The organism is Amycolatopsis australiensis (assembly GCF_900119165.1).
In the GTDB taxonomy this organism is placed as follows: domain Bacteria; phylum Actinomycetota; class Actinomycetes; order Mycobacteriales; family Pseudonocardiaceae; genus Amycolatopsis; species Amycolatopsis australiensis.
In genome coordinates this window covers 3,077,687-3,091,392 of record NZ_FPJG01000006.1, presented here as the reverse complement: position 1 = coordinate 3,091,392, position 13,706 = coordinate 3,077,687, and the positions used below count along the sequence as shown (strand labels likewise).

Here is a 13,706-nt window from a genome sequence, read left to right as displayed (position 1 = left end):
GGCGGACCGGGCGCAATTCGTGGCGGCACGACGCGAAAACGTCGCTGCGCACCACCGGTTTGGTAGGCGCCGGTTCAGGGCAGCGCGCGCCGCAGTAGCTCGGCCAGGTGCAGCGGGCGGCGGCCCGATTCCTGCTCGATCTGCGTCCGGCAGCTGAAGCCGTCGGACACGACCACCGTGTCCGGGGAGGCCGCGCGGATCGCCGGGAGCATGCGGTCCTCCGCCACCGCCCTCGAGACGTCGTAGTGGCCGCGTTCGAAGCCGAAGTTGCCCGCCAGGCCGCAGCAGCCGGAGTCCAGCGTCGTGTTGCGCACGCCGGCCGCGGCGAGCGCCGACTCGTCGGCGCCGAAGCCCAGCACCGCGTGCTGGTGGCAGTGCACCTGCGTGATCGCGTCGACGTCCAGTGCCGCGAACGGCACCGGGGCCCGCGCCAGCAGTTCCGCGAACGTGAACGTCCGGGATTTCAGCAGCTCCGCCCGCGCGTCGCCGGGCAGGAGCGCCGGCAGGTCGCCGCGGAACAGCGCCGTGCAGCTCGGTTCCAGCCCGGCTACCTCGTACCCTTCGTCCAGGTACGGCGCCAGGACGTCCAGCGTCCGGTTCAGGACCCGACGCGCGACGCCGAGCTGGCCGGTCGACACCCACGTCAGTCCACAGCAGACTCCGCGGTCCGGCAGCACGACGTCGTAGCCCGCCGCGGTCAGCACGTCGTACGCCGCCTCCAGCACGGCGGGGGTCAGGTAGTTGTTGAAGGAGTCGGGCCACAGCAGGACCTTCCGCTCCCCCGAAGCCCGGCGGCGCAGATCCGCGCGTGACTTCGTGAACGGCGACGGCGCGAACGACGGCAGGGCACGCTCCCGCGCGATGCCGCCGAGCCGCTTCAGCACCCGGGAAACCAGCGGAGACCGCCCGGCCGCGTTCGCCAGTTCCGGCAGGCGCGCGCTCAGCCGGAGCCACAGCGGCAGCCAGCCCATCGAATAGTGCGACGCCGGCCGCAGCCGCCGCCGGTAGTGCTGGTGCAGGAACTCCGCCTTGTACGTCGCCATGTCGACGTCGACCGGGCAGTCGGACAGGCAGCCCTTGCAGGACAGGCACAGGTCGAGCGCCTCGCGGACTTCCGGCGAGCGCCAGCCGTCCGTGATCACCTCGCCGTTGATCATTTCCGCGAGCAGGTGCGCCCGGCCGCGCGTCGAGTGCTTCTCCTCGCGCGTGGCCCGGTAGCTCGGGCACATCACGCCACCGCCGCTGGTGTTCCGGCACTTGCCCACGCCGACGCAGCGCCGCATCGCCTGGCCGAAGCTGCCGCGGTCCTCCGGGTAGCCGAGCACGGTCACGTCCGCTATGGACAGAGGCGCGCGCCGCACCCGCAGGTCGGCGTCGACCGGCCGCGGCGCGACGAGGATGCCGGGGTTCATCCGCCCGGCCGGGTCGAAGATCCCCTTGAACCGCGCGAAGACGTCCAGCATTCCGGGGCTGTACATCCGGGACAGCAGCTCGGACCGCGCCTGGCCGTCCCCGTGCTCGCCCGACAGCGATCCGCCGTGCGCCGCGACGAGGTCCGCCGCCTCCTCCAGGAACCGCCGGAACGCGGCGATCCCGTCCGGCGACAGCAGGTCGAAGTCCAGCCGCAGGTGCAGGCAGCCTTCGCCGTAGTGGCCGTAGACCACGCTGCGCCGCCCGTGCGCCCGCATCAGCTCCTTGAACTCCCGCAGGTACGCGCCGAGCCGTTCGGGCGGGACGGCGGCGTCCTCCCAGCCGGGCCACGCCTCCGAGCCGTCGGCGAGCCGCGTCGCGAGCCCGGCGCCTTCCTCGCGGATCCGCCACAGGCGGCGCTGCGCGGCCGGATCGTCGAGGATCGCGAAGCCGGTGAGATCGAGCGACGCGGCCAGCGCGCGGGCCCGCTCGGCCGGCTCTTCCCCGGCCAGCTCGACGAACAGCCAGGCCCCGCCCGGCGGCAGGTCGCCCGCGCGGCCGGGCAGCATCGCGACCAGCTCGGCGTCGACGCCCTCGACGGTCAGCGGCGACCACGGCAGGATCGCGGGCACGGCGTCGGCGGCGGCGATGTCGGAGGGGAAGCCGAGCACGGCGAGCACCTTGCGGTCCGGGAGCCGGGCGAGCGAGACGGTCGCTTCGAGGATCGTCACGCACGTGCCTTCGCTGCCGACGAGCGCCTTGGCGACGTCGAACCCGTTCTCCGGCAGCAGGTGCTCGAGGCCGTAGCCGGAGACGCGGCGCGGCCACGTCGACAGCTCCTTGCGCAGCAACGCGAGGTTGTCGCGCACCAGCGCGCGCAATTCGTCGAAGATCGGCCCCTCGGTGGGCTCGTCCCGCCCGACCCGCAGCCGCGTGCCGTCGTAGAGCAGCACTTCCAGCGACCGGACGGCGTCGACCGTCCGGCCCCACGCCACCGAGTGCGAGCCGCACGCGTTGTTGCCGATCATGCCGCCGAGGGTGCAGCGGCTGTGCGTCGACGGGTCCGGGCCGAACCGCAGCCCGTGCGGCGCTGCGGCCGCCTGCAGGTCGTCCAGCACCGTGCCGGGCCGCACCCGGGCGAGCCGCGTGGCCGGGTCCAGCGACAGCACCCCGCCGAGGTGGCGGGAGGTGTCGATGACCAGCCCGGGCCCGCACGCGTTCCCGGCGACGCTCGTGCCGCCACCGCGCGCGATCACCGGCAGGTCGCGGGCGCGGGCCTCGGCGACGGCGGCGACGACGTCGTCGACGGTCTCCGGCAGCACCACGCCGCGGGGCACGTGGCGGTAGTTGGACGCGTCGGTGGTGTACAGGGCGAGCGTGGCGGCGTCGGTGAGGATCTCCACGCCCCCATTCAAGTCGACGCGCGGCCGGCGGCGCCGTCCGGCCGCGCGAGTTCGTGCGACGATCCGTCGCATGACGATCGACCTGCACGCCCACAGCACGGCCTCGGACGGCACCACACCGCCGGAGCGGCTGCCGCGGCTGGCCGCCGAGGCGGGGCTGACGGTGGTCGCGCTGACCGACCACGACACGGTGGCGGGCCTCGAAGCGGCGTCGCGCGCGGCCACCGGCGTCGAACTGGTGCCGGGGGTCGAGATCTCGTGCCGCCTCGACGACGCGGAGGTGCACCTGCTCGGCTACTTCGTCGACCCCGGCCACGCTCCGCTGGCCGCCGGGCTGGCGCTGATCCGCGACGACCGCGAGCGGCGCGGGGTGCGGATGGTCGAGCGCTGCCGCGAGCTGGGCGCACCGATCACCCTCGCGCAGGTCCGCACGATCGCCGGCGGCGCACCCCTCGGCCGCCCGCACATCGCGGCGGCGCTGGTGGCCGCGGGAGTGGTCACCGACGCGTTCACGGCGGACTGGCTGGCCGACGGCGGCCGCGCCGACGTGCCGAAGCACGTGCTGGCCACGGTCGACGCGATCGCGCTGGTCCGCGCGGCGGGAGGCGTGGCGGTGCTGGCCCACCCGCGGTCGGTGAAGCGCCGGGCCTCGGTCACCGACACGCAGCTGGCCCGGCTGGCGGCGGCCGGGCTGGCGGGTGTCGAGGCCGGCCACCCCGAGCAGCCGCCGGAGGTCCGGGAACGGCTGCGCGGGGTGGCCGCGGAGCTGGGATTGCTCACGACGGGGTCGAGCGACTTCCACGGCGCCCGGAAGCCGGTCCGCCTCGGCGACTGCACGACGGCCCCCGAGGTGCTGGCGGCGCTGCGCGAAGCTGCCGGGAAGGCGTGATTGCCCCATGCACGGACCAAGCGTCCGTGCATGGGGCGATCACCGCCCTTCGCGAAGCCGGCGCTCGGCCAGTGCGGCCGCCTCCGCCAGTGGCGTGGTGGCGTGGGCCTTCGCGGCAGCCAGGACCGTCCGGACGGTGTCCTCGATCGTCTCGACGCGGGCCAGCGCGGCTTCGTGGCCAAGACCTTCGGCTTCACGCGAAAGGGTGTACAGAATGCCGCCCGCGCTCGCCACGTAGTCCGGGATCCACAGGATGCCCCGGGCGGCCAGGTCGTCGGCGACGCTGTCGTCGGTCAGCTGGTTGTTGGCCGGCCCGACCACCAGCGGGGTGTCGAGCCGGGCCACCGTCTCGGGGCTGAGCACCCCGCCGACCGCCGCCGGGATCACCACGTCCGCGGTCAGGGTGAGCGCTTTCTCCGGCTCTGTCCAGGTCAGGCCGCCTTCCTCGGCCTCGGCCCGCTTGGCCGGGTCGATGTCGGAGACGACGACGTCGGCGCCGGCCGCGCGCAGGCTCGCCGCGAGGTGCGCGCCCACCGAGCCGTACCCGCTGATCACCACCCGGCGGCCCGTCATGTCCGCCGAGCCGGCCGCCGCGCGGAGGGCCGCGAGCACGCCGACCGCGGTCGGGCCGCTGGAGGAACCGGTTCCGCCGGCCGACTCCGGCGTGCAGAAGGCGTACGGCGAGGCTTCGCGGAGCACCAGCATGTCGGCCGGGCCGGTGCCGACGTCCGGGCCCGCGCGGTAGCTGCCGCCGAACTCGGCGATCAGGTCGGCGTGGTCGAGCAGGACCGCGTGCCGCTCGTCGGGCGAGAGCACGCGGCCCGGCTCCGGCGCGATGACGCTCTTGCCACCGCCGAAGGCCAGCCCGGCGACGGCGCACTTCGCCGTCATGGCCGCCGAGAGCCGCAGGACGTCGTCGACGGCCTGGGTGAGCGTGGGATAGGGCTTGAAGCGGCAGCCGCCGACGGCCGGGCCGAGCACGGTGGAGTGGATCGCGATCATCGTCGTGATCCCGGATCGGCGGCCGCGGCGGGCAACGAGCTTCTCATGTGCGGTCATGGACGCCGAAGTTAGAGTGATCGACGGACGCTGCGGCAATCCGGCGAACGAAATTCGGGAGCGGAGGAACCATGGCCGGGCTGGACGAACTTGATTCGGCGATCGTGCGGCACCTGCAGGAAGACGCGCGGCAGACCAACCGCGAGATCGCCCGGAAGGTCGGCATCGCGCCCTCGACGTGCCTCGAGCGCATCCGGCTGCTGCGCGAACGCGGCGTGATCCGCGGCTACCACGCGGACATCGACCTGGCGAGCCTCAACCGCGGCGTCCGCGCGCTCGTCACGGCGCAGGTGCGGCCGTTGAGCCGGGCGGTCATCGACTCCTTCCAGCGTTCGATCGCCGAGCTGCCGGAAGTGCTTTCGGTGTACGTGACCGCGGGGAGTGACGATTTCCTGATCGAAGTGACCACGCCGGACATCGACGCGTTGCACGCTTTCCTCACCGACCGGCTGGCGTTGCGCCGGGAGATCGTCGGCTTCCGGACGTCGATCGTTTTCCGGCACCTGCGCAAGACGACGCTTGAACCGCTGGTCCAGGGGTATCCGGAGGTCACCCGGGCGGGGACGACACGCCACCCCTAAGTGTTCCCCTGAAATACCCGGGTTCGCACGCTCAAAGGCGGAAAATGTCGGTGGCGGGCGGTCTAATGAGCACGACGGGAAGGAGGCGCCGCCATGACAACGGAACTGAACCACCGTGAGCGGGCCACGTTGAGAGCCGTGGCCGGCGGCCACGCCGAGATCAGCTGCAGCTGCGAGCCCGACCTGTTCATCGACGGCCTGAGCTGCTGCGACCAGTCCACCGTGCACCGGCTCGCGCGGCTGGGCCTGATCGCACCGGCCCGCCCCGGCAAGTGCGGCGAGCGCGTGCCCGCCCTGCTGACCGAGGCCGGCGTCCGCGCGCTGGACCCGGAGTTCGCCCTCGCCGCGTAATTGCGTTGCCACACACTGGGGTCGCTGACAGCATCACCCGATGCACGTATTCCTCGAAACCGAGCGGCTGATCCTCCGCCGGTTCACCGAGAACGACGCCGACGCGCTGTTCGAGCTCTACGACGACCCGGCCGTGATGAAGTACCTCAATGGGGGCAGGCCGGCGGACCGCACCGAGATCGTCACTTCGGATCTTCCCGCGTTCCTCGGCTACTACGAGCGTTTCCCCGGTTACGGGTTCTGGGCGGCGGTCGAGAAGAGCACCGGAGATTTCCTGGGGTGGTTCCATTTCCGCCCGCGCCCGCAGGACCCGCCGGACGAGCCGGAGCTGGGGTACCGGCTGCACCGCGAGGCCTGGGGCAAGGGCTACGGGACCGAAGGATCGGCGGCACTTCTCGCGAAGGGTTTCACCGAACTGGGGGTCCGGCGCGTGACGGCGTTCACCATGACGGTGAACAAGCGCTCGCGCCGCGTGATGGAGAAGCTGGGGATGAGGTTCGTCCGCACGTACTTCGAAGAGTTCCCGGAGCACGAACGCGCGCCGGGCAGCGAGCACGGCGAGGTCGAGTACGCCATCACCCGCGAGGAATGGCTGGCGCGCCGACCGGACTGAGCGTCAGCGCACGGTGATCCAGTGGTCGCCGAGTTCGGACGTCGTGGCTTCGCCGTTCGTCAGATCCGCCAGCCAGCCGGCGAAAGCCGGACGCTCGCCCGGGGCCAGGCCGACCTCGAAGCGGGCTCGTTCGTCGAAGCGGGTCGCGTGCACCAGGTACGGCGACGCGCGAAGGTCGTTCTCCAGCCGGCCCGCGCGGTCGTAGCTCACCGCGACTTCGACCAGGTTGAGACGCCGGTGTTCTAGTACACCAACAACTTCCACGGCGTCCGAAACGGACTGACCGTACGCGCGGATCAGCCCGCCCGCGCCCAGCAGGACTCCGCCGAAGTAGCGCGTCACGACCGCCACCGTGTCGGTCAGTTCGCGGCGCCGGAGCACCTCCAGCATCGGCGTGCCCGCGGTGCCCGCCGGTTCACCGTCGTCACTGGACCGCCGGGTGCGCCCGTCCGGGCCCAGGACGAACGCGTGACAGTGGTGGCGCGCACCCGGTTCGGCCCGCCGCCGGGCCGCGATGAACGCGCGCGCGGCCTCCTCCGAGGTCACCGGAGCCAGCGCGCAGAGGAACCGCGAGCGCTTGATCTCGACTTCGTGGCTGCCTTCCCGAGCCACGGAGAGATAACGATCAGTCATCGGACGAGTCCGCCATGCGTCCAGCTTGCCACCTCGCGGCGGCCTCGCGACAGGCGCCCCAGCCCACTTCGGACAGACATTTCCGCAGGTCACGGCGATCAGCGCCCGGTAGGCGGGAGTCCCAGCCCGGCATATGGGACTACCCCCGGACACGTCAACGCAAGCGTGGCATTTCCCACCCGGGCGCAACGACGTATGTCGATAACAGCGAATTCACACTATCGTCATAAGACCCGGCGAACCCGGGAGTAACACCGCGCGCTCCGGCCGGCCCCCACCACAGTGGCCGCTCTGTGCGCGCACGCAGGACCCGACATGTTCGGCTGCCCAGTGTCGTGCGGCCTCCCAGATGACCGCGTCCGTATCCGGGCCTCCCGCCCGGCCGGTCCTTCGCGGCATCTTGCACTGCGCCACCAACAGCGCTGACAACAGCAACTGTTCTCGACTGACCATCGCGGTCCCGGACCACTTCGTTAACCGGTTCAGTGCGAACCACCCGATGGAGTGAGTACCGGTCGCGCCGACGCCTTGGGAGGCGGCCAGCCGTGACCCACCGTGCCCGTTCCTTGCCCACCGCCGGGCAGCAGCTCAGCAACGCCGAGGCCGACGGCCTCTACCGGAGCGACTACGAACACGACGCCTGCGGTGTCGCCTTCGTCGCCGATCTGACCGGACGACGTGATCATGCGATCGTCGCGAAGGCCCTGGTCGCGTTGCGCAACCTGGAACATCGCGGGGCGCGGGGCGCCGAACCGGACACCGGCGACGGCGCCGGCCTGCTGATCCAGATCCCGGACGAGTTCTACCGCGAGGTGGTGGACTTCGCGCTCCCCGAGCCGGGCAGCTACGCCGTCGGCACCGCTTTCCTGCCGCCGGACGAAAAGCGCCGCGGCCGGGCGATGACGACCATCGAGCGCATCGCCGCCGAAGAGGACATGCGCGTGCTCGGCTGGCGCGAGCTGCCGGTGCACACCGAGCACTGCGGGCCCACCGCGGCCGAGACCATGCCGCACTTCACGCAGCTGTTCCTCGCCGCGCGCCGCCCGAAGCCCGAGCACTCGGACCCGCTGCACATCGAGCGCAGCGCGTTCTGCGTCCGCAAGCGCGCGGAGCACGAGCTGGCCGAGGACGACGTCTACTTCCCCAGCCTGTCCTCGCGGACGATCGTCTACAAGGGAATGCTCACCGAGCCGCAGGTCGAGCGGTTCTTCGCCGACCTGACCGATGAGCGCGTCACCAGCGCCATCGGCCTGGTGCACTCCCGCTTCTCCACCAACACCTTCCCGTCGTGGCCGCTGGCGCACCCGTACCGTTACGTGGCGCACAACGGCGAGATCAACACGCTGCGCGGCAACCGCAACTGGATGGACGCCCGCGAAGCCCTCCTCGAAACCGACCTCATCCCGGGCGACCTCAAGCGGATCTACCCGGTGATCACGCGCGGGGCCAGCGACTCGGCGAGCTTCGACGAAGTGCTGGAGCTGCTGCACCTCGGCGGCCGGTCGCTGCCGCACGCGGTTCTCATGATGATCCCGGAAGCCTGGGAGAACCACCAGGAAATGGACCCGGCGCGGCGCGCGTTCTACGAGTTCCACTCGACGCTGATGGAACCGTGGGACGGCCCGGCGCTGGTCGCCTTCACCGACGGCAGCCAGATCGGCGCGGTGCTGGACCGCAACGGCCTGCGCCCCGGCCGGTACTGGGTGACCGATGACGGCCTCGTCGTGCTCGCCTCCGAGGTGGGCGTGCTCGACATCGACCCGGCGACGATCGTCCGCAAGGGACGGCTCGAGCCCGGCCGGATGTTCCTCGTGGACACCGCCGAGGGCCGGATCGTCGAGGACGAGGAGATCAAGACCGAGCTGGCCACCGCGCACCCGTACGACGAGTGGGTCGAGGCCGGTCTCCTGCACCTGGAACAGCTGCCCGAGCGCGACCGCGAGGTCCCGCTGCACGCCGCGCTCGTGCGGCGTCAGCAGGCGTTCGGCTACACCGAGGAGGAGCTCGAAGCCGTCCTCGAGCCGATGGCCCGCACCGGCGCGGAGCCGATCGGCTCGATGGGCAACGACTCCCCGCTGGCGCCGCTGTCGAGCAGGCCGCGGCTGCTGTTCGACTACTTCATCCAGCTGTTCGCCCAGGTCACGAACCCGCCGCTGGACGCCATCCGCGAGGAGCTGGTGACCGCGCTCGGCACGCAGATCGGCGCGGAGCCGAACCTCCTCGAGGGCAACGCGGCCAGCTGCCGCCGGATCGTGCTGCCGTTCCCGGTGCTCGACAACGACCAGCTCGCCAAGCTCGTGCACGTCAACGACGACGGCGACCTGCCGGAGTTCCAGGCCGTCACCGTGCTGGGCCGCTACAACGTCCACGGCGGCGGCGAGGCGCTCGTCCAGCGGCTCGACGAGATCCGCGCCGAAGTCTCCGAGGCGATCGAGGACGGCGCGCGGCTGATCGTGCTGTCCGACCGCGGGGTCGACGAGAACCACGCGCCGATCCCCTCGCTGCTGCTGACCGGCGCGGTGCACCACCACCTCGTCCGCGAGAAGACGCGCACGCAGGTCGGCCTCATCGTCGAGGCGGGCGACGCGCGCGAGGTGCACCACATCGCGCTGCTCATCGGCTACGGCGTCGCCGCGGTGAACCCGTACCTGGCGATGGCGACCGTCGAGGAGATGGCCCACCAGGGCCTGATCCCGGGCGTGACGCCGAAGCAGGCGACGCAGAACCTGATCAAGGCGCTCGGCAAGGGCGTCCGCAAGACGATGTCCAAGATGGGTGTCTCGACCGTCGCGTCCTACACCGGTGCGCAGATCTTCGAGGCGATCGGCCTCGGCGAAGAGGTCATCGAAACCTGTTTCGCCGGCACGACGTCGCGGCTCGGTGGCGTCGGCTTCGACACGATCGCCGACGAAGTCGCGAAGCGGCACAAGTACGCCTTCCCGGCCGACGGCGTCCGCGCCGCCCACCGGGAGCTGGAGACGGGCGCGGACTACCAGTGGCGCCGCGAGGGTGAGCCGCACCTGTTCAACCCGCAGACGGTGTTCAAGCTCCAGCACTCCACGCGGTCCGGCAAGTACGAGATCTTCAAGGAGTACACGAAGGCCGTCGACGACCAGGCCGAGAAGCTGCTGACGCTGCGCGGGCTGTTCGACTTCAAGTACGGCAAGCGCCCGCCGGTGCCGATCGAGGAGGTCGAACCGGTCTCGGAGATCGTCAAGCGGTTCGCCACCGGCGCCATCTCCTACGGCTCGATCTCGATGGAGATGCACCAGACCCTCGCCATCGCGATGAACCGCCTCGGCGGCAAGTCGAACACCGGCGAAGGCGGCGAAGACGCGGAGCGGCTGTACGACCCGGAGCGGCGCAGTGCCGTGAAGCAGGTGGCGTCCGGCCGGTTCGGCGTCACGAGCGAATACCTGGTCAACGCCGACGACATCCAGATCAAGATGGCGCAGGGCGCGAAGCCCGGCGAGGGCGGGCAGCTGCCCGGCGCGAAGGTGTACCCGTGGATCGCGAAGACGCGGTTCTCGACGCCGGGCGTCGGCCTCATCTCGCCGCCGCCGCACCACGACATCTACTCGATCGAGGACCTGGCGCAGCTGATCCACGACCTCAAGAACGCCAACCCGAAGGCCCGCATCCACGTGAAGCTGGTGTCCGAGGTCGGCGTCGGGACGGTCGCGGCCGGCGTGTCGAAGGCGCACGCCGACGTCGTGCTCATCTCGGGCCACGACGGCGGGACGGGCGCGTCGCCGCTGTCGTCGATCAAGCACGCGGGTGGCCCGTGGGAGCTGGGCCTGGCCGAGACGCAGCAGACGCTGCTGGCCAACCGGCTGCGCGACCGGATCGTCGTGCAGACCGACGGCCAGCTCAAGACCGGCCGCGACGTCGTCATCGCGGCGCTGCTCGGCGCCGAGGAGTTCGGCTTCGCGACCGCGCCGCTGGTGGTCTCGGGTTGCATCATGATGCGCGTCTGCCACCTCGACACCTGCCCGGTGGGTGTCGCGACGCAGAACCCGAAGCTGCGCGAGAAGTTCAGCGGCAAGGCCGAATACGTCGTCAACTTCTTCGAGTTCATTGCCCAGGAAGTGCGCGAGTACCTGGCGGAGCTGGGTTTCCGGTCGATCGCCGAGGCGGTCGGGCACGCCGAGTTCCTCGACAAGCGCAAGGCGATCGAGCACTGGAAGGCGTCCGGGCTGGACCTCTCGCCGATCTTCCACGTGCCCGACATGGCCCCGGCCGGGCTGCGGCTGCAGCAGCGGCAGCAGGACCACGGGCTGGAGAAGGCGCTCGACAACACGCTGATCCAGCTGGCCGAAGGCGCGTTGAACTCCGGCGACAAGGTGCGGCTCGAACTCCCCGTCCGCAACGTGAACCGGACCGTCGGCACGATGCTCGGCTCGGAGCTGACGAAGCGGTGGGGCGGTGAAGGCCTGCCGGACGACACCATCGACGTCACGTTCACCGGGACCGCGGGCCAGTCGTTCGGCGCGTTCGTGCCGAAGGGCATCACGCTGCGGCTGTTCGGCGACGGCAACGACTACGTCGGCAAGGGCCTCTCCGGCGGGCGGATCATCGTGCGTCCCCCGAAGGAGGCGCGGTACGTGGCCGAGGAGCAGATCATCGCGGGCAACGTGATCGCCTACGGCGCCACCAGCGGCGAGATCTTCATCCGCGGCAAGGTCGGCGAGCGGTTCTGCGTGCGCAACTCGGGCGCGCTGGCCGTCGTCGAAGGCGTCGGCGACCACGGCGGCGAGTACATGACCGGTGGCCGGATGGTCGTGCTCGGCCCGATCGGGCGGAACTTCGCGGCCGGCATGTCCGGCGGCATCGCGTACGTGCTGGACCTGCCCGCGCACCGCGTCAACCCGGAGATGGTCGACCTCGACCCGCTCGACTCCGAGGACGCGGACTTCCTGCGCGAGACGCTGGAAAAGCACTACAACGAAACGGAATCCGCGGTCGCGCGGGAACTGCTGGCCGACTGGGACGCGGGCGTCGACCGCTTCGGGAAGGTCATGCCGAAGGACTACAAGCGCGTGCTCGCCGCCCAGGTCCAGGCGGAACGGGACGGGCGCGACGTGAACGAGGCGATCATGGAGGCCGCACATGGCTGACCCCAAGGGCTTTCTGACCACCACCCGCGAAGAGCCGAAGCGCCGCCCGGTCGACCTGCGGCTGATGGACTGGCGCGAGGTCTACGAAGACTTCGCCACGACGAAGCTGCAGAAGCAGGCCGGCCGGTGCATGGACTGCGGCATCCCGTTCTGCCACCAGGGCTGCCCGCTCGGGAACCTCATCCCGGAGTGGAACACGCTGACCTGGCGGGAGGACTGGCAGCAGGCCATCGAACGGCTGCACGCGACCAACAACTTCCCGGAGTTCACCGGCACGCTGTGCCCGGCACCGTGCGAAACCGCGTGCGTGCTCGGCATCAACGACGACCCGGTGACGATCAAGCGCGTCGAGATCTCGATCATCGACCGCGCCTTCGACGAGGGCTGGGTGACACCCCAGGTGCCCACGGCGAAGACCGGCAAGAAGGTGGCCGTCGTCGGGTCCGGCCCGTCGGGACTCGCCGCGGCGCAGCAGCTCACGCGCGCGGGCCACAGCGTCGTGGTCTTCGAGCGGGCCGACAAGATCGGCGGGCTGCTGCGCTACGGCATCCCCGAGTTCAAGATGGAGAAGCGCCGGCTGGACCGGCGGCTCGACCAGATGCGCGCGGAGGGCACGGAGTTCCGGACGTCGGTGCACGTCGGCGTGGACATTCCGGCCGAGGAGCTGACTTCGTCCCACGACGCGGTCGTGCTCGCCGGCGGCGCCACCGACTGGCGCGACCTGCCGATCCCCGGCCGCGAGCTGGACGGCATCCACCAGGCGATGGAGTTCCTCCCGCCGGCCAACCGGGTCGCCGCGGGCGAGCTGGACGTCTCCCCGTTCGACGCGAAGGGCCTGGACGTCGTGGTGATCGGCGGCGGCGACACCGGCGCGGACTGCGTCGGCACGTCGCACCGCCAGGGCGCGCGTTCGGTGACGCAGCTGGAGATCATGCCGCGGCCGCCCCAGGCGCGGTCGGACGCGCACCCGTGGCCGACGTACCCGATGATCTACCGGGTTTCCTCGGCGCACGAGGAAGGCGGCGAGCGGCTGTACTCGGTGAACACGCAGGAGTTCCTGGGTGATTCTTCGGGTCGCGTGCGGGCGCTGAAGCTCGTCGAGGTCCGCAACGAGGGCGGCAAGTTCGTCCCGGTGCCGGGCACCGAACGCGAGCTGCCCGCGCAGCTGGTCCTGCTGGCCATGGGCTTCCTCGGGCCGCAGAAGAAGGGCCTGCTCGAAGATCTCGGCGTCGAGCTGGACGCGCGCGGCAACGTGGCACGCGACCGGGCGTTCAAGACGAGCCTGGACAACGTGTTCGTGGCCGGCGACATGGGCCGCGGCCAGTCCCTGATCGTGTGGGCGATCGCGGAGGGCCGCTCGGCGGCGGCCGGCGTCGACGCCTACCTCACCGGGCGCGACATCCTGCCCCGGCCGATCGCGCCGACGGACCGGCCGATCGCGTGAGACCACAGCGCCGGCGGGGGTGTCACCGTCGCCACCTCCGCCGGCGCTGTCCCATCCCGATCCCGGTCCGCGGGGAAACGGCGCGGCCGCGGACGATTCGGCGTTCAACTTAATCTTTCGTGTGAATACCCGGATCCGGTGGCACGCGGGTGCGCGGGCACGGCAATCTGGGTCGTGGGGGCACGGCCGGCGAAGGGGGCTTCGGC

General features: G+C 71.3%; 9 protein-coding genes. 6 read left to right on the top strand and 3 right to left on the bottom strand.

Going from position 1 to position 13,706, the window contains the following annotated elements; genetic code table 11:
* Positions 1-74 precede the first annotated feature (74 nt).
* Entirely contained in the window at positions 75-2,813 is a 2,739-nt protein-coding gene (locus BT341_RS16225; RefSeq protein ID WP_072477102.1) for an FAD-binding and (Fe-S)-binding domain-containing protein, read from the bottom strand.
* A 70-nt stretch (positions 2,814-2,883) separates the two neighbouring features.
* Between BT341_RS16225 and BT341_RS16220 the strand changes: the two genes are divergently transcribed.
* Positions 2,884-3,702 (top strand): PHP domain-containing protein, encoded by an 819-nt coding sequence (locus tag BT341_RS16220; RefSeq protein ID WP_072477101.1) that lies wholly within the window; start codon positions 2,884-2,886, stop codon positions 3,700-3,702.
* A gap of 39 nt (positions 3,703-3,741) precedes the next feature.
* On the opposite strand, the gene BT341_RS16215 is transcribed toward BT341_RS16220, so the two are convergent.
* Complete coding sequence (locus tag BT341_RS16215) at positions 3,742-4,761, bottom strand: Glu/Leu/Phe/Val dehydrogenase dimerization domain-containing protein (RefSeq protein WP_072477100.1); 1,020 nt, start codon at positions 4,759-4,761, stop codon at positions 3,742-3,744.
* Positions 4,762-4,841: 80 nt separating this feature from the next.
* Between BT341_RS16215 and BT341_RS16210 the strand changes: the two genes are divergently transcribed.
* The 3 genes from BT341_RS16210 (at position 4,842) to BT341_RS16200 (ending at position 6,306) form a co-directional block, all read left to right on the top strand.
* Complete coding sequence (locus BT341_RS16210; RefSeq protein ID WP_072481985.1) at positions 4,842-5,342, top strand: Lrp/AsnC family transcriptional regulator; 501 nt, start codon at positions 4,842-4,844, stop codon at positions 5,340-5,342.
* A gap of 93 nt (positions 5,343-5,435) precedes the next feature.
* Positions 5,436-5,693 (top strand): hypothetical protein, encoded by a 258-nt coding sequence (locus BT341_RS16205; RefSeq protein WP_072477099.1) that lies wholly within the window; start codon positions 5,436-5,438, stop codon positions 5,691-5,693.
* 40 nt (positions 5,694-5,733) lie between these two features.
* On the top strand, positions 5,734-6,306 hold the full coding sequence (locus BT341_RS16200; protein WP_072477098.1) for a GNAT family N-acetyltransferase: 573 nt from the start codon (positions 5,734-5,736) through the stop codon (positions 6,304-6,306).
* Between the two features lie 3 nt (positions 6,307-6,309).
* Here the strand turns inward: BT341_RS16200 and BT341_RS16195 are convergent, their stop codons facing one another.
* Positions 6,310-6,939 carry a YigZ family protein gene (locus BT341_RS16195; protein ID WP_072477097.1) on the bottom strand — a complete coding sequence of 210 codons (630 nt, stop codon included), beginning with the start codon at positions 6,937-6,939 and terminating at the stop codon, positions 6,310-6,312.
* Positions 6,940-7,484: 545 nt separating this feature from the next.
* Here BT341_RS16195 and gltB point away from each other — a divergent pair.
* Together gltB and BT341_RS16185 are read left to right on the top strand one after the other, a co-directional pair.
* Complete coding sequence (gene gltB / locus BT341_RS16190; RefSeq protein ID WP_072477096.1) at positions 7,485-12,056, top strand: glutamate synthase large subunit; 4,572 nt, start codon at positions 7,485-7,487, stop codon at positions 12,054-12,056.
* Positions 12,049-13,500, top strand: coding sequence for a glutamate synthase subunit beta (locus BT341_RS16185; RefSeq protein ID WP_072477095.1), 1,452 nt, complete (start codon positions 12,049-12,051; stop codon positions 13,498-13,500). The genes gltB and BT341_RS16185 overlap by 8 nt, the downstream gene beginning before the upstream one ends.
* The last annotated feature ends 206 nt before the right edge of the window (positions 13,501-13,706 follow it).